The organism is Microbacterium karelineae, from assembly GCF_009745985.1.
In the GTDB taxonomy this organism is placed as follows: Bacteria; Actinomycetota; Actinomycetes; order Actinomycetales; family Microbacteriaceae; genus Microbacterium; species Microbacterium karelineae.
On the sequence record NZ_WFIX01000184.1, the window covers coordinates 69,156 to 88,275 of the forward strand.

A 19,120-nucleotide genomic window follows, 5' to 3' on the forward strand; every position below is an offset into this window, starting at 1 on the left:
GGCCGTGCGCCGGGGGAGGGCGAAGTTCATGATGTGCTCCGTGAGGTTTCGGCGGCTCATGCACCAGGGAGGATGACGTCGGTCATGTCGACCGGAGCATCGAGGAAGTCGAGCTCAACGAGGTTGTCGCCGATGACCTCGACGTCCTGCTGGGTGACTTCGAGCGGCCAGTAGATCTTCCCCGCGTCCTCGACGGCGACGTCGAGTCCTGCGATCTCGACGCCGGCGGCGATCGACTCGTCGAGATTCTCGTTCGCATAGGCGTTGGCCTTGTGGATCGCGGCCTGGAAGCTCGTCACGACCTCGGATTTCTCCTCGGCGATCTGCGAGCTGGTCAGCCAGAAGCTGCTCGCGCCGTCGCCGAAGAACTCCGGTGCAGGCGACGCGATGCGCTCCATGCCGGCCTCTTCGGCCTGCAGGGTGAACGGATTCACCGGCACGGCGGCGTCGACCTGGCCCGAGGTGAGCGATTCGATCATCGACGTGAAATCGAGGGCCACCCATTCGATCGTCGACAGGTCGACGCCGGCGTTTCGCAGCGCCTGGCTGGCGGTCGCCTCGAGATTGGCCTTGCGGGCGTTCACCGCGATCGTGGCCCCCTCGAGATCGGCCAGCGAGGTGAATCCGGACGACGGGTCGACGTAGACACCGGTGTCGTCGTAGAGGTCCAGCTCGGGGCCCGGGGGCACATCGGCGGGGAAGCCGCTGGCTCCCGCGACGATGACGACGGGGATGTCCTGAGCGCGTGCGTTCGCGAAGACGACGCCCGGGGAGAAGGCGATGTCGACCTGGCCGCCCTGCAGCGCGGCGAGGCCCGCCGGCGGCGCGGCGACCTGGGAGATCTCGATCTCGATGCCCTCCTCGGCGAAGAAGCCCTGCTCCGTCGCGATGTCGAGGGTGACATCGGACATGATGCCGACGGCGGCGACCGTGACCGTGGTGGTCCCGTCCTCATCGGCGCTTTCGGGGCTGCCTGCGGAACAGGCTGCGAGGGCGAGCGCCGCCAGCGCAGTGGACGTGACGGTGAGTGTGCGTGGGGTGTTCATGGTGATCGTGTCCTTTCGGATCAGTCGGCGAGATCGGCGACGGCGGCGCCGATCTCGCGCAGAATCGTGGGGTCGTGCTCGGAGCGGCTTCCGGGTATGACGTGCGCCGAGCGCAGAGTCGCTCCGGTGAGGGGGAAGGATCGGTGGATCTCGTACATGTCCCAGTCGACGGGGCTCCCGAAGTCGTAGCCGACGCTGATTCCTGTGAAAGGCGCCATTCCGAGGATCATCGGCACGTTGTCGAGCCGACAGGCGAGCGCGCCATCGCTCACGACCGAGACGTCCCATCGGAGGCCGTCTCGTTCGTCGAACCGCCACTCGACGTCATGCGCGCCCGGCGGCAGGGGAGAGGAGGACGCGCGGAGCATCGTGCCGTAGGCGTTGTAGGCGATGCGCCACGCGCCCGCTTCGATGCGGAGTGAGTACCCGCCGCCCTGGTCGCCGTGCGCCAGGAGGACGCCAGCAGATTCCGTGGTCGTGTCGATCTGGAAAACGACCCGGAACGATCTGAGCACCGTGAGGCGGGCGGATCGGAACCGCTCGAGTGGAGCGGAGAACGCCGGGATCCGGACGGCGCGCGAGAGTTCGTCGTCGGTCGAGGGGTGCACTCGGTGGAGCGTGCCGTCGTCGTCGAGGGGGAAGACGGTGTTGTGCCACGCGCCCTCGCGCCAGGCGGATGCGAGTGCGTCGGTGAGGTCGGGCCGGGCGCCCGCGAGATCGGCGGATTCCGTTGGGTCTGACCGCAGATCGTAGAGCTCCCATTCCCCTCCGGCTGCCCCCTGCTCGCGGGTGGGCGGCGACGGGGACACGGCCTTCCAGCCATCGCGGTACATTCCGCGGAGCCCGAAGCACTCGTAGAGCTGCTCCTTCCGGGCGGGGGCAGCGCGGTCGGTGAGCATCGCGGCGAAGCTGCGGCCGTCGATCTCCGCGGCGGGCGCACCGGCTCGGTGGTCCAGCGGAGGCACGCCCGTGAGGTCGAGGACCGTCGGGGCGACGTCGGCGACATACACGTACTGGTCTCGCATCCCGCCATGCGTTTTCTCGCGGGCGGGCCAGGAGATCACAAGGGGAGCGTGGACGCCGCCCTCGTAGACGCTGCCCTTGAACGAGCGGAAGGGGGTGTTCGACGCGCGCGCCCAACCAGCGGGGTAGTGGCTGTAGACACGCGGTCCGCCGATCAGGTCGAGGACGCGCGGAACGTCGGGAACCCAGTCTTCGGGAAGCGCATGGCCGATGCCGAACTGGGCGAAGTAGCTTCGCGTCCCCGTCGATCGCCCCTCGGCCGTCCCGCCGTTGTCGCTCGCCAGGAGGACGATCGTGTTCTCCCGCTCGCCGAGGGCGTCCAGGTGGTTCAGCAGGCGACCGAGGCTCTGATCGACCTCGTCCACCGCCGCGGCGTACACCTCCATGTGACGGGCGAACAGCTCGCGCTCGTCGTCGGTGAGCTCGTCCCATGCGGGGATCGGCTCTCCGTCGGTCGGCGCGTGCGGCGGGAGGGCGGCGTCGCCCGGCACGATCCCGAGTGCGCGCTGTCGTTCGAAACGCTGGCGCCGGATCTCATCCCATCCGGCGTCGTATGCGCCGCGGTACTTCGCGATGTCGTCGGGCTTCGCCTGGAGCGGACCGTGTACGGCCGTATGCGCGAAGTACAGGAAGAACGGCTTGTCGGCATCGTTGACGCGCAGCTCATCGATCATCCGGATCGCACGATCCGTGAGCTCGTCCGTGAGGAAGAAGCCATCGGGGTACTCGCGCAGATCGACGGGTGAGTTGTCTTCGACGAGACGGTGGGGGTGGTGGAGCGCGGTGAAGCCGTCCATGCTTCCGAAGTAGCGGTCGAATCCGCGCTGCAGAGGCCAGGTCGATCTGTCGGCTCCGTCGTGCATCTTGGACTCGAGGGTCAGATGCCATTTGCCGACCATGAAGGTCGCGTACCCGCCGGCGCGCAGGGACTCGGCGAGCGTCGGAGCGTCGGAGGGGAGCTCGCAGCTGTATCCGGGGAAGCCGGGATCGACGTGCGCGACTGTTCCGAAGCCCGCACGGTGCGGGTTCAGCCCCGTCATCAGCGAGGCGCGTGAGGGTGAGCACACGGGATTCGTGTGGTAGTTCGTGAAGGTCCATCCCGCGCCCGCGAGCCGATCGATGTGCGGCGTGTCGATCTCGCCGCCGAACGGGCCCAGATCGCTGAAGCCGAGGTCGTCGACGAGCACGACGATCACGTTCGGGGCACCGGGTGACGCTCGGCGGGGCTGCGGCCACGCCGGATCGGAGTCCGACGTGAACTCGGCCGCTGTTCCGTCGAAGTCTGCGTAGCCTCGTGCGCACGCCGCCGGAATCACCATGTCGACTCCTTCGTCGATCGTGAGCTGGGACGTTTTCGTCACCGGCTGGTGATGAAAAGACTATCGCTTCTTCACCATATTGTGGTCACCATTGCGTAACATTCATCACCACATGGAGATCTTCGGCTCGAGGCTCATGGAAGGATCGAGCGGACAAGAGGTGGTGAAATCGAATGCCGAAGATCGTCGACCACGATGAACGCCGCGAGCTGATCGTGGATGCCACATGGCGCCTGATTCAGCGCGGAGGCTTCGACCGTGCGACGATGCGCGAGATCGCCGAGGAAGCGGGATTCGCGCATGGCGCCCTCGCCCGATACTTCCCGGACAAGCAGAGCCTGATCTCGGCGGCCTTCGTGCGGGCGTACTCCGCGACGAACGCGAGACTCGACGAGGCGCTCGCCGGAGTGACGGGCCTCGCCGGACTGCGCGAGCTGTGCAGGCAGATCCTCCCTTTCGGAGCATCGAGCCGGCCGTACGCGCGGGTCGTCGTCGCGTTCTGGGAACAGGCGATGCAGAACGATGATCTGAGCCAGCTCCATCGCAGCAACAACATGCGATGGAGAGGCCTCATGTGGACGTTCCTGGAGCAGGCGCGTTCGGAGGGCGAACTCGACGACGGCGTCGAGATCGGCGCCGTCGTGGACGAAGTCGCCGCGATGAACGCCGGCTGGCAGGTCATGTCGCTTCTGATGCCGGAGACCGCGATCGATGAGCGGATCACGGCCGCGCTCGATCAGTTCCTCGACCGGATCCGCGCGTAGCGGAGGGGGCGAGTCTCCGATCGCGGTGACGATCAGTGCACCCGTCGCCCCGCGAACCACGTCTCCTCGACACGCGCGTCGATGATCCGGTCCGGCTCGCCGCCGATCGCGTCGCGATCGAGCACGACGAAGTCCGCCGACTTCCCGGGCTCGAGCGAACCCGTCACATCGTCGATCCCCATCGCGCGTGCCGCGTTGACCGTGAAGACCTCGAGCGACTCCTCGGCGGTCAGGGCCTGCTCGATCCACAGGGTGCCTGATGCGCGACCCAGCGGGTCGGCGCGCGTGACGAGGCCCTGAATCCCTTCGAGCGGGTTCGGCGACTCGCTGACAGGCCAATCGGATCCGCCCGCGACGAGACCGCCCGCGTCGATGAGCGAACGGTTCGGCTGAGACCTCTTCGCGCGCTCCTCGCCGAGGACCGCCGTGAGCGCATCGGGGATGACGCCCGGGTACCAGATGAAGGGGGAGATGTCGGCGGTCACGCGCAGTCGCGCCATCCGCTCCACGTCTTCGGGGGCGAGGAACTGTCCGTGGGCGATCTGGAAACGGGTGTCTGCGAAGCCCTCGCCGCGCAGCCGCTCGACGACGTCGAGGAACAGGCGTGCGGATCCGTCCCCCGTGCAATGGACCTTCGCGCCGAGTCCGCGTCCGCTCGTCGACCTCAGCGCGGTGGAGAGCTCCTCGGCATCCATCGTCGTCTCGCCGTGATGGTGCGCGCCGTGAACGTCGTCGGGAAGGTACGGATCGAGGAACAGAGCGGTGCGTGCGGGAGGCACGCCGTCCAGGAAGATCTTGACGAAGTCGGGGCGGTGGTGCTCGGTGCGGTATTGCTCGCCGAGTTCGATGAGGGGCTCGCCCACGGGGTCGTATCCGAAGATCTGGTCGTTGACGGTGAGGCTCGTCACGACCCATGCGTGCAGCTCACCCGCCTCGTCGAGCGCCGCGAGGGAGGCGAGGATCTCGGCCGAGGCCGCCGCGTCCTGGAAGGAGGTGACGCCGTACGCGTTCAGCATCTCGATGCCGCGCCGCGAGCTCCGGCGATGCTGCTCGGCCGTGAGCCCTCCGCCGCGTTCGAGCGCCTCTTGGACCGGGATTCCCGCCCCCTCCAGCAACACGCCCGTCGGTTCGCCGTCGTCGGGGTCGAGAAGGGTCGTGCCCTCCGCGGGGATGCTCTCGCGCGTGATTCCGGCGAGTCGCAGGGCGGCGCTGTTCACCCAGCGATTGTGTCGGCTGTCCTCCATGAGCATCACGGGGCGCCCGCCCGCCGCATCATCGAGGCGGCGGCGCACCGCCGAGCTGTTCAGCTCGTCCTCCATCGTGCTCGGGAAGGCGCCGCCGGAGATCCACGCATCCGCGGGAAGCGCTTCGGCGTGGGCACGCACGGCGTCGAGGATCCCCTCGAGGTCGAGCGCGGGGCTGAATGACAGCTCGAAGAGATCCGTCCGCCCGGCGAGGGCGTGGTGATTGTGCACATCGACGAAGCCCGGGTACACGGCACGGCCTGCGAGCTCGCGCACCTCGGTCTTGCTCGTCGCGAGGGCGAGAACATCGTCGTCCGAGCCGATCCGAAGGATCCTGCCGCCGCCGATCGCGAGAGCCGAACCCATCGGGTTCGCGCGATCGGCGGTACGGACGACGGCGCCCGTGAGGATGAGGTCGGGGGTCATCTCAGCGCTCCAGCGGACGGGCCGGGTCGTAGGCGTCGGGGTGCACGGTCGTCGAGATCAGCCTGCCGTGCGCGCCGAAGGTGAAGTGGGTGGCGCCCGCCCCCGCCTCGTCCGCGCCGAACAGGACGCCGTGCGACCGGATCGCGGTCGCATCACGATGATCGGCGATCGTGACCGAGCCGCAGGGGATGACCTTCTCGCGCCACGCGAAGACGCAGATGCCGGGGCGGATCCGCCAGACGGAGTTCTCGTCCGTGTCGGCAAGCCCCCGCTCGGGGCCGGCGAGGCACTGCCACGTGTACCAGTGGGGCGAGAGGTACACGTGCTCGTAGGCGTGCTCGGACGAATACACCCACAGCACGCGACGGCCGATGAGTTCGGTCGTCGGCGCGGGCGCGGGGCCCGTCTGCTCGATCCCCTCGATGCGTCCGGGAACGAAGACCTGCTGCACGGCGGTGCGGCCGGGGGAGGCCTCGCCGAGGACGCTGACGATCGTAAGCGCATGGCCGCCGCGCAGATCGAGCACGAGCGACACCGCTTCTGTCGGGTGGTGCTGGTGGTGGAACTGCGCGTAGAAGAGCTCATCGTCGACCTCGAACACCTCGCACGGGTCTGTTCGCGTGTCGGCCGCGGTGGAATCGCCCGCACTCGGCGCATACTCCCAGGCGACCGTTCCGTCGCCGAAGGTGTGGGTCACTCGCGTTCCGCGCTCGTCGACGACGGTGATCGTCCGACCGTCGAGTGCGTGGCTGGGTTCGGCCTTGCTGGCGTCGAATCCCGGTGCGAGCCCGTCGAGCGGAAGCCATGTGCGGGTGTCGGAGAGGGTGATCTGCTCGGTCATCTGTGCTCCTTGTCGAGGTGTTCTCTGGTCAGTCGCGGACGGTGAAGCGCTCGAGGTCTTCCGACAGGCCGCGGTAGACGTCGGGCCGGTTCCTGCGCAGGTGGGAACCGAACAGGATGCCTCCGATGATCGCGACGACGAGCAGCAGGGGCATGAGCTGGATCAGAAGGGCATCGGATCCTGCGACGATGTCGAAGTTCGCCACGGCGAGTACGACGATCGAGGCGATCCCGAGGAATCCGACGCCCGGTGCGATCAGCGTGCTCCAGAGGCGCCTGTCCCTCTCGCGGCGGAAGTGCACGACGATCGACAGGGCGGCGAGCCCCTGCAGAACCAGGACGCTCAGGGTGCCGAAGCCGAGCATCGAGGGCACGAGCGAGACGATCGGATCCGCGCCTGCGACCGCGAACAGTGCGGCGACGATCGCCGCGAAGCCGGCCTGCACCATGCCCGCGAACTGCGGTGCCCCGTTGCTCCGGGTGCGGGCGAGGGCGCTCGGCAGCACCTTCGCGCGGCCGAGCGAGAACAGATACCTGCTGGCCGAGTTGTGGAAGGCGAGCATGGCGGCGAAGAGGCTGACGAGCAGCAGGATCATCATCACGATCGTCAGCCCACCGCCGAGGTACTTCTCGGACAGCGAGAAGATCAGGTCTCCGGCATCGAGATGATCGATCGCCGTCTGCTGAGCCTGCTCCACGCCGGTCGCGCTCACGACCGCCCAGGTCGTGACGCCGAGGATGATGCCGATCGCGGCGATCGACGTATAGGTGGCCCGGGGAACGGTCTTCAGCGGGTTCTTCGACTCCTCGCTGAACAGGGAGGTCGCCTCGAAGCCGAGGAAGCCGGTGGCGGCCAGCAGCAGTCCGATCGGCAGGGAACCGGAGAGCACCGACTGCGGGCTGAACGCGCTGATGTCGTAGCCGGTCTGCACGAGAACTGAGACGTCGAAGATCACCAGCATCAGCACCTCGAGGACGAGGGCGACGCCGAGCACCTTCGAGCTGAAGTCGACGCCGGAGCGCGCCATGAAGAAGCTCACGACGATCGACAGCAGGCCCCACACATACCAGTGCAGGTTGAAGCCGGTGAGGTCGGCGATGATCGTCTGCATGAAGAAGCCACTCGTGCCGATCGTGCCGACGACGAAGAAGTTGTAGCCGAGAGTCGCGATGAAGCCGGCGATCAGGCCGCCCGTTCGGCCGAGCCCCTTGACGACGAACGCATAGAAGCCTCCGGCGTTGACCATCTGCTTCGACATCTGTGCGTATCCGATGGCGAACAGAAGGAGGACGACGGCCACGAGGAAGAACGACACCGGGGTTCCGCCGCCGTTGCCGAGGGCGATCGCGAGAGACGCGACGACGATGATGCCGGTCAGCGGCGCGACGGCAGCCAGCACGAGGAAGACGATGCCGGCGACGCCGAGGGCTCCTTGTCTGAGTTCGGTCGAGGGTGCTGTGCTCACGAAGGCTCCTTTGCCAGGCGTTCTGCGGCACTCGAAGACCTACGAGTGCGTGCCACCGATTCTGTGTCGCCGGGATGCGCTCGCGCTTGCGGGAGAGCGCACGCTTGTGTTGCGTCAGCGCAGAGGGCCGATCGGACGGGTCAGGCACGTGCACGATCAACGGGAGGACGCGCGCCGGTTGCGCGTGTCCTCGGACACAGGCACGAGGCGAGGAGGCTTCGGATGGATCTGGGGCTCGCAGGCGCCGTCGCCCTCGTCACGGGCGCGTCGGGAGGGATCGGCCGCGCCGTCGCGGATGCGCTTGCTCGCGAGGGGTGTCGTCTCGTCCTCATCGACCGCGCGGCGCCCGAGCCGCCGGCAGTCGCAGAGCCCGGTGCTGTGCTCGCCCTCGCGGCCGACGTGACCCGCGACGACGAGATGCGCGCGGCTGTGGCTGCCGCGGCCGAGCGATTCGACGGTGTCGACCTCGCGGTGGCGTGCGCGGGGGTCTCCGGCTCCGTGGGAACGACGGTCGACGAGGTGACCGTCGACGAGTGGCGGAGGGTGATGGACGTCAACGCGACCGGATCCTTCCTCCTGCTGCGCCACGTGTCCCCGCTGCTGCGCCGGTCGCGGCTCGCCGTCGCGGTGCTCGTTGCGAGCGACTCGGCTCTCGTCGCCGCGCCGGGGATGGTTCCCTATTGCGCGTCGAAGGCCGCTGTCCTGCAGCTCGCGCGGGCCGCGTCCGTGGATCTCGCGCCCGACGGGGTGCGGGTCGCGGCTCTCTGCCCGTCCGTCGTCGACACGGCGATGAGTCGGGGGGATCTGCACCTGCCCGACGGATTCTCGGGGCAGAGCTTCCCGGTCCAGACGCCGGACGAGATCGCAGGCACGGTCGCGTTCCTCTGCTCACCATGGGCGCGCGCGATCAACGGCACCGCGCTCGTCAGCGACTTCGGGTACAGCGCCCGTTCTGCCTTCCCCGCGTAGCCGATCGGCCGCGGGATCGCACGCCCGTCGAACAGAGAGGATCGAGATGGGATTCGCAGGAGAAGAAGTTGAAGGAAGAGTCGTCGCCGTCACGGGAGGAGGCACGGGGATCGGCGCGGCCGTCGCGGAGCGATTCGCGGCCGAGGGCGCGCACGTCGTCGTGATCGGTCGCCGGAAGGAACCGCTGGATCGGGTGGCTGAAGCCGTCGGCGGGACGGCGGTGGTCGCAGACGCGGCGGACCGTGCGTCCGCGGCGGAGGCGGTCCGCGTCGTGCTCGACCGGTTCGGGCGCCTCGACGTTCTCGTGGCGAACGCGGGCGGGCACGGGTTCTCCGCGGTGGCCGACACCGACGACGACGCATGGCAGGCCGCGCTGAACGCCAATCTCACGACGGCGTTCACGATGGCGCGCGAGAGCCTCGCCGCGCTGATCGAGACGAAGGGCCAGATCGTCGTCGTCTCATCGCTCGCGGGGCTCTTCGCAGGGCCGAGCGTGGCGGGGTACACGGTCGGCAAGCACGCTCTGATCGGGCTGACTCGCTCCCTGGCGCGCGACTACGGTCGTCGGGGCGTTCGCGTGAACGCCGTGTGCCCCGGGTGGGTGCAGACGCCGATGGCCGATGCCGAGATGGATGAGTTCGCGTCACACGCTCAGCTGTCCTCGCGCGGAGAGGCCTACGCCGCCGTCACCGGCGACGTTCCCCTCGGACGTCCTGCGCTGCCCGCCGAGATCGCGTCGATCGTGCGCTTCCTCGGATCGGGGGAGTCGTCGTACATGACCGGTTCCGTTCTCGTCGCCGACGGCGGTGCCCACATCGTCGACGTGCCGACGCTCGCCTTCGAGCACGCGGGGATGTAGCCGCTCGGATGGGCGCGCCATGCGCGCGCCCATCCGTCACCCTCCGAGATACGCGCGCTGCAGCAGCTCCGGTTCGTCCCGCAGCGGCGCGGATGCGCCCTGATAGGTGACGGATCCGCTCGCCACGACGATGGCGTTCTCGGCCAGCCCGAGGGCGAGCTGGGTGAACTGCTCGACGAGCAGCACTCCGACGCCGGAGCTCGCGATATCGGACACGATCGGCAGCAGCCGATGGAAGACGACCGGGGCGAGGCCGAGCGACATCTCGTCGATGAGCAGGAATCGGGGCTTCGCGGCGAAGGAACGGGCGAGCACGACCATCTGCTGTTCGCCGCCCGAGAGCAGGCCCGCGGGCGAATCGAGGCGTCTGCTGAGCTCCGGGAAGCTCTCCAGCACTTCGTCGATGCCGCCGGGGCCGCGCGCCGTGATCGAGAGGTTCTCGCGGACCGTGAGCGAGCCGAACACGGCCCGTCCCTGCTCGATGTGCACGATCCCGCGACGCGCTCGCCCGACGCGGGAGACCTTGTCGATCGGCTCATCGTCGAGCAGGATCCGCCCCGCTGAATGCGGTGTCACCCCCGAGATCGCCTCGATCAGGTTCGTCTTGCCTGCGCCGTTGGGGCCGACGAGCGCGAGCACCTCGCCCGGGACGAGTGTTGTCGTGATCCCCGAGATCACTTCGCCCGCGCCCCTGCTGACCGCGACGTCTTCGAGCGTGAGGTCGCCATTCGCGTGTGCCATCACAGCATCTCCGTCTCTCCCATGTATGCCTTCACGACCGCCGGGTCCTCCAGCACCTCGGTCTGGGGGCCGCTCGCGATCACCCGACCGAAGTCGAGCACCGTCAGCCGGGGGCACACCGATCGCACGAGGTCGAGGTCGTGCTCGATGATCACGAGCGATACCCCGTAGCGATCCGGAACCTCGCGCAGCCGGGCGGCGAGCGCCAGATGCTCGTCGTGCGAGAGGCCCGCTGCGGGCTCGTCGAGAACGAGCACCCGCGGCGCCGCGAGCAGGTGGGCCGCGACCTCGATCAGACGACGGGTGCCGACATCGACGGCCGAGAGCCGGTCGGAGGCGGGCGGGCAGCCGAAGAAGGCGAGAGCGCGGTCGATCTCCGCACGGTCGAGGCGTCGCCGCGCCACGAAGCGAACGTACGCCTCGACGGTGAGCTGGGGCGGGACGCGATCCTGCTGGTAGGTGCGGCGGAGGCCGCGCCGAGCGCGTGCTGTCGGGCTGAGGGATCCGAGATCTCCTCCGTCCAGGAGGACGCGCCCGCCGTGGCCCGGGAGGAAGCCGCTGACGGCGTCGACGAAGGTCGACTTTCCGGCGCCGTTCGGGCCGATGAGGCCCATGATGGTTCCCGCGGGAACCTCGAACGAGACGCCGTCGAGAGCCTTCAGCGCACCGAACTCGACGGTGAGGCCTTCCACGGTCAGCACAGGAGCGTTGCTGTCGGCGGCGGGATCGATCGTCGCGACCGTCGTGGTCGTGACCGCGTCCTCCGCCGGTTCGTCGCGATCGATCGACGCGTCGTCCTCGGGCGACCGACGACGACGATGCAGCAAGTCGCGGATCGCCTGCCCCAGATTCGTGCCGCTCGTCAGGGCCTGCACGCCGAGCACTCCGAAGATGACGAAGGCCCAGTCCTGGGGGATGTCCCAGCGTTTGAGCAGCTCCGGGATGAGCACCCACAGGAGCCCGCCGAAGATCGCCATATCGATGAGGTGGGCGCCCGAGATGATCGCGAGCACGTACAGTGCGAGCGAGAGGAGCGGGGTGAAGCTGGTGGCGAAAGGCAGCTGCACCTGACCGGCGATCAGCCCGCCGGCGACGCCTCCGAGTGCCGCGCTCACGGCGAAGGCTGTGAGCTTCGCGGTGCGCACGCTGTGTCCGGCCGACGCCGTGCCGCGCTCCGAGAAGGCGACGGACTTCCAGCTCGCCCCCCACCGGCCGCGTTGGAGGAAGAACACCGCGAGGGCGCAGACCGCGAGCGCGATGACGCTGAAGAAGAAGTATGAGCGATCGTCGGAGAACAGCCCTGGCCGCTGCACCGCGATGCCGTCCGTCGAACCCGGAAACTGGATCTGCCCGAGCGTCACGGCCGCTGCGGCGGCGAAGCCGAAGGTGACGACCGCGAGATTGACGCCGCGCAGGCGCAGAGCGGGAAGGCCGATGAGGATGCCGACGATACCGGCGCCGAGCGCGCCGAGCACGAGCCAGACGGCGAATCCGCCCGGGGCACCCGAGACGTTGAGCCACGCGACGATCCACGCACCGACGGCGGCGAACGTGAGCTGGCACAGCGCGATCATTCCGGCGGATCCCGTGACGATGCCGAGGCCCATGATCGCGATCGAGCTCGTGACGACGCTGATCGCGAGATAGACCGCGTATCCGGACAGCCCGATGCTGAGCGCGTAGCCGATGGCGACCGCGGCGACTGCCACGGCGAACGGCCAGCCGGAGCGGAACCACCTTCTGTCAGCGAGCAGCATCCCAGACCTCCTTGCGCTGGGTCCAGAGCAGCAGGACCACGATGAACACGAATGGAAGGAAATTGCGCACCGCAGCCACCTCGTCGATCTGCGCGACGACACCGCCGAGGACGCCGAGGGCGAGCCCGCCGACAACGGCGAGATCGAGCCGTCGAAAGCCGCCCAGCAGCGCGGACGCCGCGGCGGGAACGACGAGCATCGACAGGCTCGTCGCGTCGTTGGACTGCGACGGAGCGACGATGATGATCGCGGTCGCGCTGATCACACCCGTGACGAACCAGACCGCGATCGACAGGGGGCGGGATCGGATCCCGAGCAGTTCAGCGGTCGTCGGTCGCTCCGACAGCGCGCGCAGGAGGATCCCCGTGCGGGTCCGCGTCAGGACGATGTTCGCCGAGGCCGCGACGATGACCGCGAGCGACACCGTCGCCACGGCGACCCAGCTCACCACGACGCCGCCGATCGAGAACGCCGGGCCGGCGATGATCGGTTCGAACGGCTGAGGCTTGTTGCCGAACAGGATGAACGACAGCGAGATGAGAAGCAGCAGCGGGCCGACGGTCATCGCCGAGCGCGTCGAGGTGTCGGCCTCCGACAGCCACGTCGCGGCGATTGCGCCGATCATCGCCGCGAGCAGCCCGCCGACGACGATGCCGATGAGCGTGCCGGCCCAGATCGGCACGCCGATCTGCGTCACGAGCCAGACGGCGCAGAAGCCGCCGAACATCCCGGTCCCCGCCTGCGCGAAGTTCACCACTCGCACGAGCCGCGACATCAGCGTCAGGCAGACGGCCAGCGCGGCGTACAGCCCGCCGGCGGCGAGGCCTGCGATCGCTCCCTGAATCATGTGAGGGCTGCCCGGATCATTCGGGGATGCGCAGCCAGTCGTCGGCCGCGCGCTCCCAGGTGTTCGTTCCGCTCTCCAGCACGATCGGCCAGCCCGATGTCGGCACCTCGCCGAACACGTACGGGTCACCGACCATCGGGTTCTCGATCGGTTCCATCCCACGCAGCGCCTCCCCGACGGAGTCGCGCGTGATGTCGCCCTCGATGCCCTCGAGCACCTCGACGAAGTACGTCGCGGCGAGGTACCCGCCTTGGCTGAAGGCCGTGAGCGGAATCTCGTTCTCCGACATGAGCTCGTGCCAGTCGGCGTTGATGTCGCTCTCCTCCGTGAAGGGATAGAACTCGGCCGGCACGTAGATCCCCGCGCCGGCGTCGTCGACGGCATCGGCGAAGTTCTCGCTGTAGACGCTCGTCAGATAGAGCCACGTCACGTCATCCCACCCCTGCGCGTTCGCTGCCTTGACCTGCGCGATCGCATCCGGTTCGACGGGGTTGACCGCGACCGCCTCGCACCCTGCGTCGCGGGCCTTGACGATGTACGGCGTGAAGTCGGATGCCCCGTACGGAACGGTGTCGTCGATGTAGGCCGGTTCCTGACCCGTGATCTCGGTCCATCTGTCGATCGCAGCCTGATAGGTGGGCCGCGTGGAGCCGGCGATCTCGAGCAGAACGCAGATCTCGTCGAAGCCGAGGACTTCGGATCCGTACAGGAGCGTGAGCGTCATGTCGTTGAACGGGCCGACGTTGGCGGGGGAGATGTTCTCGCTCTCGAAGCACCCCGTGTCGACGCCGATTCCCGGGACCGACAGGATGCCCTCCTGCGCGTAGTAGTCGGCGTTCAGCTCGCACTCGATGAGGCTTGCAGAGCCCACCATCGCGACGGCGCCGTCGCTGCCGACGAGCTCGCGAGCGGCCGCAGTGGCGCTCGCCGGGTCGCCCTTGTCGTCGAGCGCTCGGTAGTCGACCATCCGGCCGTCGATGCCGCCCGCTTCGTTGACGGCGTCGAAGACGGCCTCGGCCGCCTCCGACGCCTCGGGGAAGGTCGCGGCGCCGCTGATCGTGTTGACGGAGCCGACGACGATCGGGTCGTCCCCGCCCTCCCCGGCGGCGCAGCCCGCGAGCGCGAGCCCTGTCGCGGCGATGGCCGCCGTGGCGGTGAGAATCCTGCTTCTGATCATGTGATCCACCTCTCGTGTGCGCCGTCCGGCGCGGAAGAAATGCGATGACGGAGGGACTACGCGGATCCGCGCAGCGCCTTCTGCACCATCGCTGTGTCGGTGAACTGCTCGAATGCGGTGACGACGCCGTCCTTCAGGCGCCAGACATGCGCGACGCGCGCCTCGAAGAAGCGTCCGGTCAGGCGGTACGTGCCGGAGTACGCGCCGATCCCGACGACGGTGTCGCCGCCGTCGATCACTTCGTCGACCGTGAACCGGTACGCGTCCCAGTCCTCGGCGATCCGCGCGAAGACGTTCCGCACGACCTCGTCGGGCCCGGAGTACGTTCCCGCGTAGGGGAAGCCCGCGGCTTCGGTCCACGTCACGTGCGGTGACAGCGGCGCGACCATGCCGTCGATGTCGCCCGCGTCGGAAGCGGCGTAGTGCGCCCTGATCACGTCTGCGTTCGTCATGGCGTCTCACACCGGCTGGACGTCGGGGTAGTCGACAGAGCCGAGCGGATAGATGTGTCCGCCGGCGGTCGAATGTTCGGCCTCCCCCTCGCCGTTGAGGCCGAGGAAGATGCCGGTCGTCATCAGCTGGTAGCCGAGGTCGTGAAGCCACACGCTCGCGACCGCGATGCGGAACTCCCGGAAGCAGAACAGGTAGAGCCCGTCGGCGAACTTCCACACGGTCGACATGTCCATGTCTCCGTGGCCGCGCTGCACGCCCTCGACACACTGCCACGCGTAGCGCTGGCTCGAGATGTACACATGCTCGTAGAGATGGTGCGGGCTGTAGCGGTAGACGTTGCGCTTGCCGATCAGATCGCGGCTCGGAGCGGGTACGTCGCCTGTTGGCTCGCCTCCGTCGGTCACCCCGGCCCAGAAGTCCTGGTGCACGCGAGGCGTGTCGGGGATGTCGTGCTCTGCGATGCGTGACCGCGTCACCAGGGCACGATGAGTCGTGGTGGAGAACACGACGGTGATCGACTCTCGTTCCCGGCTCTCCAGCGGCAGATTCACGAACGTGACGTCGCGGCGGATGGGGACCGCGTCGTACGGATCGCTCGCGGGCTCGGACTGTGAGATCGCGCCCGTGGCCGTCCAGGTGACGGAGTCGGCGCCGAAGTCGAGATCGAGGCGAGCGCCATCCTCGAGCGACAGGATCAGGCGTGTGCCCTGGAGCGAGGCGTTCGGGAGCCGGTAGGCATCGATTCCGGCGGCGAACTCGTCGTAGGTTCGCCAGTCATCCGGATCGGGTGCGGAGATGTCGGACATGCGGAATCCTCCCTGGAGCCCGCGCCGGTGCGGGCTGCTCGGCCATCGTGTGGCCGCGGCCGGGAGGCCGACAAGGGCGGAAGGGGGATCGCGCGCGGTCAGTCAATCGGCGTGCCGGATGGGGCAACGCCGACGTGTGCGGTCGCCTGCGCGGATGCGCGCACTCTGCTCGGCGAGTCTCCGTACGCGGCCTTGAAGGCGCGGCTGAAGTGCGCCGCATCCACGAAACCCCAGCGCGCCGCGATGGCCGCGACGGGGCGGTCGGCAAGGGCAGGATCGATCAGATCGCGCCGGCAGCGTTCGAGGCGCCGCTTCCGGATCCAGGTCGACACCGTCGTACCGTCGGCCTGGAAGAGGCCGTGCAGGTGACGCGTCGAGATGAAGTGCGCGTTGGCGATGTGCGCCGGCGTGAGCTCGGTGGAGCCGAGGTTCCGGTCGATGTATCCGCGGATGCGCTGCAGGAGTCGGGTGTGCGGATCCGCCGTGTTGTCGAGACCGAGCTCCCGCGTGAAGACGGTGCCGACGAGGTCGAGCGCGCTCTGCATCAGCTGGGACCCCGTCGGCCCGGACAGCTCTTCGAGATGCGCGTCGATCTGCGTGAGGAAGGGAGCGACGACGGCACCCAGTCCCTCGGATCCGGAGATGCGCACGGCCGTGAGCTCGCCGATCGACTCGGAGGAGAGCGACAGCATCTGACGAGGGAACATCACCACCATGGTGCGGAACTCCTGGCCGAACTCGAGCGAGTAGGGCCGGCTGGTGTCGTAGACCGCGAGATCGCCGGGGCGCAGGATCGCTTCGCGACCGTCCTGGATCAGCAGCCCGGATCCGCTCAGCATGAGGCTCAGCTTGAAGAAGGCGCGGTCATCGCGGGCGATGAGGTCCGGTGTGCGAACGACCTCATGGTCGGTCGCGTGCACATGGGTGATGTGGACGTCGTCGATGTCGGCGGCGCGGATCACCCCGCGGAATCGCTCGGGGTGGGCGCTTCCCACCTGGAGCGGGACGAACGAATCGGAGACGGCGGCGCGGAACTCGCTGATGTTGCAGGCAACGATGGTCGAGACCGCTTCGGTCTCCGTGGACTGATCTGACACGGGAATCACCTCGGGTGTGATCGCGACGGCATTGTATACGATCTGCGGGTGAGCCTAGCAGGCTCCGGGCTGCTGGGCTCACCCGCCCTCGATCAGTGCGTGCAGGAGCAGGAACCGCCGGAGCAGCACCCTTCCTCGGTCCGATGCGCCTGCGACGATTCCGGCAGGTCGAGGGCCGGGTTCCGGTCGAGGAAGCCGTGCGGCTTGAACCAGAAGCCCGTGTAGTCGACCGGCATGATGGGCCAGTCCTCGGGGCGAGGCACGTGCGTGAAGCCGAAGGTGTGCCAGAGCACCATGTCCTCGCCGTCGATCGACGCGTCCTCCGCGCTGTAGGCGGGGACGCCCGATCCGCCCTGGTGCGCGTTCGGGTAGCGACCCGACGGCCAGGTCTCGCCGTCGCGGTGTCGGGTCGCCCACAGATGCTTCGTCGCGAAGGCGGCACGGGCGGCGACCGACGACTCGGGATCCGCCATGAGCAGAGCCGTCGGCTCCGGAATCAGGCGGTACGCGGTCTCGCGCCCGACGTGATTGCGTCGCGTCGTGCTGCGCACCTCCCACGTGCGGGCGACCGAGGTGTCGGCCACACGCTGCGCCTCACGCTCGGTCGTGAGCGGTGTCTCGGTCCAGGTGAAGGCGTTGCCGAACGGGTTGTCCGCACCCATCGGAATGCGCTTCGCGTCGATCTCGTGCAGAGTGCCCTCCTGGCCGTCGATCGCGACATCGAGCCGGGCGCAGAACAGGTGCTGGTGGACGGGGGCGAAGACGGAGGGCGCGACCTCGCTCATATGGGGGTGCCTGGTGCCGGGCTCATCCGCGCCCGCGAACACGATGCCGGTCGCCTTCGCCTCGACCTGGATCGAGCCGTCCAGGTAGAGGTACCAGAAGAAGCCGTAGTCATAGTTGCCGATCGTCGAGAAGTACGAGATCACCAATCGCCGCGATCGGCGCACCTCGGAACGGCCATGAAGATCGGTGTGCTTCCACAGCACGCCGTAGTCCTCCTCGTGCATGCACACGGCGTTCGGGATCTTCACTCCGTTGCCGCGATCGTCGGCGACGTGGCCGTCGAAGTAGTGGATCACTCCGAGGCAGTCGCATCCGAGCTCGAGCGGATTCGCGTTCTTGCCGAGCAGGTACTCGCCGGCGTCGAAGTAGCTGATCCAGAATCGCGTGGGCGAGGTGTCGCCGTACGGCACGACCATCTCGGGCACGCTGGCGCGGTGGAGAACCGGGCGGTCGTCGAAGCGCACATCGTGCAGCACGAGCCCCTCACGGGCGTTGAAGTCGACGCGCAGCGACCAGTTCTCCCAGTCGACACGCGATCCCGTGACCCGGAAGCTCGGACCCTCGGGCTGCGTGATCTCGATCGGCTTGAGCGACGTGCGCGCGGGGCCGACCGCATCGGCCGAGTAGTTCCCGTTGCCGGGCGGCACCGGGACGTCGCCCTCGTCTTCGACGCGGATGACGCTTCCCGCGGTGAGGTCGATGTGCACGATGAGGCCCTCGGCCGGGTGCGCCCAGGGGGAGTCGTCTTCGTGGTCACGGAGGAAGGTGAGCGAGCGGATGACGCGGCGGCCGGTCTCGTCGGCCCGGCCCGTGAAGCCGGGGGCCAGGGGAGCGCAGAAGGCGAGTTCCATCCGGTTTTCGAGCCCGCGGCGACGCATGGCGGCCTGCCATGCCTCGGACGCCTTGGCGATCTCGGCCGCGCGCTCATACTCCTCGAACAGATACTGCGGCTGGCCGTACGGCTCGCGGTCGTTCTCGAGCACGCGGTGCTCGACGACCTCGCCGCGCGTGATCGACACGATCGCTTCGCTCGCGGATCCGGTCCGGGTGTCGAGCAGTGTGACCTCGACGGCGCGGTCGATCGGATCGCCCTCCCGCCACGCCGCGAGTGCGGCCTTGGCGGGCTCGTGGGGAAGGAGCATCGGCACGCGGACGCCCTCCTCCATCAGGCCGGCGCCCGCGAGAACAGCGCGCGCGGCATCGATCTCCTCGGCCGTCAGCGGATCGAGGGGGTGCGGCTCCGCCACGGCAGGCGAGCAGGCGTGTGCGTATGTGTCGGGCATCGTTGACCTCACTTTATTTCGAGCAACTGCTCAATAAACGTCATGTCAGCGTACGGTGAGCGGAAGTCGGGCGCAAGGGGGCTCTCGTGAGCGTGGTGCGGGTGCGGCGCACCCGCGGGAATGTAACTTTCCCGTTGCAGACACGCGTCGTACGTCGAATCGCGCAGTGGGTGGGGGGTAGCGTGTGCACATTGCCCCGGAGGGCGCCGAACGCCTG

16 protein-coding genes are annotated in these 19,120 nt (G+C 68.4%); 3 read left to right on the forward strand and 13 right to left on the reverse strand.

Translation table 11 applies throughout. The features are described 5' to 3' along the window. Positions 1-56: 56 nt before the first annotated feature. The gene (locus tag GB932_RS11690; RefSeq protein ID WP_156760877.1) at positions 57-1,046 is read right to left on the reverse strand and encodes an ABC transporter substrate-binding protein; all 990 of its coding nucleotides are present in this window, start codon (positions 1,044-1,046) and stop codon (positions 57-59) included. A 20-nt stretch (positions 1,047-1,066) separates the two neighbouring features. After that, positions 1,067-3,388 (reverse strand): arylsulfatase, encoded by a 2,322-nt coding sequence (locus GB932_RS11695; protein WP_156760878.1) that lies wholly within the window; start codon positions 3,386-3,388, stop codon positions 1,067-1,069. A gap of 173 nt (positions 3,389-3,561) precedes the next feature. On the opposite strand from GB932_RS11695, the gene GB932_RS11700 reads away from it, so the two are divergent. Beyond that, positions 3,562-4,152, forward strand: coding sequence for a TetR/AcrR family transcriptional regulator (locus tag GB932_RS11700; RefSeq protein WP_156760879.1), 591 nt, complete (start codon positions 3,562-3,564; stop codon positions 4,150-4,152). 32 nt (positions 4,153-4,184) lie between these two features. Here the strand turns inward: GB932_RS11700 and GB932_RS11705 are convergent, their stop codons facing one another. From GB932_RS11705 to GB932_RS11715, 3 genes are read right to left on the reverse strand one after another with little or no spacing between them, the layout of a single operon-like run. Next, the gene (locus GB932_RS11705; protein WP_156760880.1) at positions 4,185-5,822 is read right to left on the reverse strand and encodes an amidohydrolase; all 1,638 of its coding nucleotides are present in this window, start codon (positions 5,820-5,822) and stop codon (positions 4,185-4,187) included. Position 5,823: 1 nt separating this feature from the next. Next, entirely contained in the window at positions 5,824-6,663 is an 840-nt protein-coding gene (locus GB932_RS11710) for a molybdenum cofactor biosynthesis F family protein (RefSeq protein WP_156760881.1), read from the reverse strand. Positions 6,664-6,691: 28 nt separating this feature from the next. Beyond that, positions 6,692-8,128, reverse strand: a complete 1,437-nt coding sequence (locus tag GB932_RS11715; protein ID WP_156760882.1) for an APC family permease — start codon at positions 8,126-8,128, stop codon at positions 6,692-6,694. Between the two features lie 222 nt (positions 8,129-8,350). Here GB932_RS11715 and GB932_RS11720 point away from each other — a divergent pair, with 222 nt between their 5' ends. Both GB932_RS11720 and GB932_RS11725 read left to right on the forward strand, forming a co-directional pair. After that, the gene (locus tag GB932_RS11720) at positions 8,351-9,097 is read left to right on the forward strand and encodes an SDR family NAD(P)-dependent oxidoreductase (RefSeq protein ID WP_156760883.1); all 747 of its coding nucleotides are present in this window, start codon (positions 8,351-8,353) and stop codon (positions 9,095-9,097) included. Between the two features lie 46 nt (positions 9,098-9,143). Beyond that, positions 9,144-9,956, forward strand: a complete 813-nt coding sequence (locus GB932_RS11725; protein ID WP_156760884.1) for an SDR family NAD(P)-dependent oxidoreductase — start codon at positions 9,144-9,146, stop codon at positions 9,954-9,956. 36 nt (positions 9,957-9,992) lie between these two features. Here GB932_RS11725 and GB932_RS11730 read toward each other — a convergent pair whose 3' ends face one another. The 8 genes from GB932_RS11730 to GB932_RS11765 all read right to left on the reverse strand — a co-directional run bounded on the left by GB932_RS11730 (position 9,993) and on the right by GB932_RS11765 (position 18,903). Then, the gene (locus tag GB932_RS11730) at positions 9,993-10,697 is read right to left on the reverse strand and encodes an ABC transporter ATP-binding protein (protein ID WP_156760885.1); all 705 of its coding nucleotides are present in this window, start codon (positions 10,695-10,697) and stop codon (positions 9,993-9,995) included. After that, the gene (locus GB932_RS11735; protein WP_156760886.1) at positions 10,697-12,454 is read right to left on the reverse strand and encodes a branched-chain amino acid ABC transporter ATP-binding protein/permease; all 1,758 of its coding nucleotides are present in this window, start codon (positions 12,452-12,454) and stop codon (positions 10,697-10,699) included. The genes GB932_RS11730 and GB932_RS11735 overlap by 1 nt, the downstream gene beginning before the upstream one ends. Next, entirely contained in the window at positions 12,441-13,301 is an 861-nt protein-coding gene (locus GB932_RS11740) for a branched-chain amino acid ABC transporter permease (RefSeq protein WP_156760887.1), read from the reverse strand. Before GB932_RS11740 ends, GB932_RS11735 begins: the two co-directional genes overlap by 14 nt. Before the next feature lie 16 nt (positions 13,302-13,317). Then, positions 13,318-14,478: an ABC transporter substrate-binding protein gene (locus GB932_RS11745; RefSeq protein WP_156760888.1), complete on the reverse strand. Its 1,161-nt coding sequence runs from the start codon at positions 14,476-14,478 to the stop codon at positions 13,318-13,320. A 56-nt stretch (positions 14,479-14,534) separates the two neighbouring features. Next, positions 14,535-14,930, reverse strand: a complete 396-nt coding sequence (locus GB932_RS11750; protein ID WP_156760889.1) for a nuclear transport factor 2 family protein — start codon at positions 14,928-14,930, stop codon at positions 14,535-14,537. A 6-nt stretch (positions 14,931-14,936) separates the two neighbouring features. After that, positions 14,937-15,737 carry a MoaF C-terminal domain-containing protein gene (locus GB932_RS11755; RefSeq protein ID WP_156760890.1) on the reverse strand — a complete coding sequence of 267 codons (801 nt, stop codon included), beginning with the start codon at positions 15,735-15,737 and terminating at the stop codon, positions 14,937-14,939. A 98-nt stretch (positions 15,738-15,835) separates the two neighbouring features. After that, positions 15,836-16,840, reverse strand: coding sequence for an AraC-like ligand-binding domain-containing protein (locus GB932_RS11760; RefSeq protein WP_438616715.1), 1,005 nt, complete (start codon positions 16,838-16,840; stop codon positions 15,836-15,838). Positions 16,841-16,926: 86 nt separating this feature from the next. Continuing rightward, positions 16,927-18,903: a primary-amine oxidase gene (locus GB932_RS11765; RefSeq protein WP_197517455.1), complete on the reverse strand. Its 1,977-nt coding sequence runs from the start codon at positions 18,901-18,903 to the stop codon at positions 16,927-16,929. Between the last annotated feature and the right edge of the window lie 217 nt (positions 18,904-19,120).

Coding starts and splice junctions, on each gene's coding strand:
- GB932_RS11705 (WP_156760880.1), bottom strand. CDS start 5,822: ATGACCCCCGACCTCATCCTCACGGGCGCCGTCGTCCGTACCGCCGAT.
- GB932_RS11690 (WP_156760877.1), bottom strand. CDS start 1,046: ATGAACACCCCACGCACACTCACCGTCACGTCCACTGCGCTGGCGGCG.
- GB932_RS11710 (WP_156760881.1), bottom strand. CDS start 6,663: ATGACCGAGCAGATCACCCTCTCCGACACCCGCACATGGCTTCCGCTC.
- GB932_RS11695 (WP_156760878.1), bottom strand. CDS start 3,388: ATGGTGATTCCGGCGGCGTGCGCACGAGGCTACGCAGACTTCGACGGA.
- GB932_RS11765 (WP_197517455.1), bottom strand. CDS start 18,903: ATGCCCGACACATACGCACACGCCTGCTCGCCTGCCGTGGCGGAGCCG.
- GB932_RS11740 (WP_156760887.1), bottom strand. CDS start 13,301: ATGATTCAGGGAGCGATCGCAGGCCTCGCCGCCGGCGGGCTGTACGCC.
- GB932_RS11730 (WP_156760885.1), bottom strand. CDS start 10,697: ATGGCACACGCGAATGGCGACCTCACGCTCGAAGACGTCGCGGTCAGC.
- GB932_RS11720 (WP_156760883.1), top strand. CDS start 8,351: ATGGATCTGGGGCTCGCAGGCGCCGTCGCCCTCGTCACGGGCGCGTCG.
- GB932_RS11750 (WP_156760889.1), bottom strand. CDS start 14,930: ATGACGAACGCAGACGTGATCAGGGCGCACTACGCCGCTTCCGACGCG.
- GB932_RS11700 (WP_156760879.1), top strand. CDS start 3,562: ATGCCGAAGATCGTCGACCACGATGAACGCCGCGAGCTGATCGTGGAT.
- GB932_RS11725 (WP_156760884.1), top strand. CDS start 9,144: ATGGGATTCGCAGGAGAAGAAGTTGAAGGAAGAGTCGTCGCCGTCACG.
- GB932_RS11755 (WP_156760890.1), bottom strand. CDS start 15,737: ATGTCCGACATCTCCGCACCCGATCCGGATGACTGGCGAACCTACGAC.
- GB932_RS11735 (WP_156760886.1), bottom strand. CDS start 12,454: ATGCTGCTCGCTGACAGAAGGTGGTTCCGCTCCGGCTGGCCGTTCGCC.
- GB932_RS11745 (WP_156760888.1), bottom strand. CDS start 14,478: ATGATCAGAAGCAGGATTCTCACCGCCACGGCGGCCATCGCCGCGACA.